Source organism: Kitasatospora sp. NPDC091257 (assembly GCF_044757675.1).
Classification (GTDB): domain Bacteria; phylum Actinomycetota; class Actinomycetes; order Streptomycetales; family Streptomycetaceae; genus Kitasatospora; species Kitasatospora lactacystinica.
In genome coordinates this window covers 1-1026 of the sequence record NZ_JBIVVI010001905.1, presented here as the reverse complement: position 1 = coordinate 1026, position 1026 = coordinate 1, and the positions used below count along the sequence as shown (strand labels likewise).

The following is a 1026-nucleotide window of genomic DNA, read 5'->3' as shown; positions in this document are numbered from 1 at the left end:
GGGGCCGGACGGCCGGCCCGTTCCGGTGGCCCCCGACGTCGCCTGGCGCAGCCTCACCGCCGTCGTCCACCGGCTGCTGGACCGGGCCGCCGAGGCCGGCGAGCTGTGCCCCGGGGTGGACCGGCGGGCCGCCGCCGAACTGCTCACCGCGGTGGCGGCCGGCCAGGTGCTGCTCGCGGGCGAGGAGACCGGCCGGCCCGGGCCGGAGGCCGTGAGCAGGCTCTGGACGGCGGCGCTGCCGGCCCTGGTGGCGGCGGAGCGGCGGGTGGGCTACCGGGTCTGAGCCGGCCGCCGTGGCCGCCCCGCCCCGGCGGCCCGGTCGAGCCCGGCGGCTCAGGCGCGCTCGGCGACGCTCAGGCGCGCTCGGCGACGCTCAGCCGGGCGAGCGCGTGCGGCTGGACCAGGCCGGGCAGCAGCAGCGTCCACAGGTCGGACAGCCGCTGGACCAGGTCCTGCCGGTCGGCCAGCACCTGGGAGCTCAGCTGGATGCCGGTGACGGCCCCGGTGATCACCCCGGCGGCCGCGGTCAGGTCGACGCCCGGGTGGAGGTCGCCGGCCTCCCGGGCGCGCTCCAGCAGTTCGCGGACCGTGTCCATCCAGCCCTGGTAGGCCGCGAGCTGCGGCTGGGTGAAGCTGCCGTGCTCGATCGTCAGCCGGATGCTGCCGCGCACCAGCGGGTCGGTCTGGAGCGCGCGGGCGAAGGCGTAGCCGAGGTCGATCAGATTCTGCACCGGGCTGTCCGAGGCCGGTGTCCAGCCGGAGATGAAGACGCCCTGTCCCTCGATGACGGCGAGCGCCAGCTCCTCCTTGGAGTGGAAGTGGAAGTACAGCGCGCCCTTGGTGACGCCGGCCCGGTCCAGGATCTCGGACATCGTGGCGGCGGCGTAGCCCCGCTCGTCGAACACCTCGGCCGCGGCGACGAGTACCGCCTGGCGGGTCGCCAGTGCGCGGGCCTGCCTGGCCATCGCAGCCTCCCTGGAGTGTTCTGGTCTCGGCAGCGGCCGATCCTATGGGGGCGGACGGGGC

1 protein-coding gene and 1 pseudogene are annotated in these 1026 nt (G+C 76.4%); one reads left to right on the top strand and one right to left on the bottom strand.

What is annotated here, in order from left to right:
- Nucleotides 1-283 (top strand): annotated as a pseudogene (locus tag ACIQOV_RS42790) (hypothetical protein); the annotation flags it as partial.
- Between the two features lie 70 nt (nt 284-353).
- Here ACIQOV_RS42790 and ACIQOV_RS42785 read toward each other — a convergent pair.
- Nucleotides 354-965 carry a ScbR family autoregulator-binding transcription factor gene (locus tag ACIQOV_RS42785; protein ID WP_401056711.1) on the bottom strand — a complete coding sequence of 204 codons (612 nt, stop codon included), beginning with the start codon at nt 963-965 and terminating at the stop codon, nt 354-356.
- Nucleotides 966-1026: the final 61 nt, after the last annotated feature.

Coding starts and splice junctions, on each gene's coding strand:
- ACIQOV_RS42785 (WP_401056711.1), bottom strand. CDS start 965: ATGGCCAGGCAGGCCCGCGCACTGGCGACCCGCCAGGCGGTACTCGTC.